Here is a 390-nt window from a genome sequence, read left to right as displayed (position 1 = left end):
TATCTGTTTGTCGTCAACTAATGAAATGGCCGCTGACTTAGGTATAAACTGACGTATTAAGCCATTGGTGTTTTCATTTGTGCCTCTTTGCCAGCTTTTATAAGGCTCCGCAAAGTACACGGTGGTGTTTAAATAATACTCAATAGCATGATGATAATTAAATTCGGTTCCATTATCAAAGGTGATGCTTTTAACCATTTTTTCAAACGGCGTTAGCAATTTTATTATCATATCTCTCGTTTCGGAGGCGGTACGTTGATTGAGGCGCCCAATTAATACTAGCCCTGTTTTGCGTTCAACTAATGTCACCAATGCTTGCTTGTCTTTACGGCTAATAATCGTATCGCCCTCCCAATGTCCTCGCGTTTTCCGGCTTTCTACATAACTTGG

General features: G+C 40.3%; 1 protein-coding gene. It reads right to left on the bottom strand.

From position 1 onward, the window contains the following. The coding region (locus tag A9G37_RS07985; RefSeq protein WP_141671129.1) for an IS30 family transposase at positions 1 to 390 on the bottom strand (390 nt) is incomplete at both ends.

The sequence above is a fragment of the Gilliamella sp. GillExp13 genome, assembly GCF_001690815.1.
Lineage (GTDB): Bacteria > Pseudomonadota > Gammaproteobacteria > Enterobacterales > Orbaceae > Gilliamella > Gilliamella bombi.
This window is presented reverse-complemented; position numbering and strand designations above follow the sequence as displayed.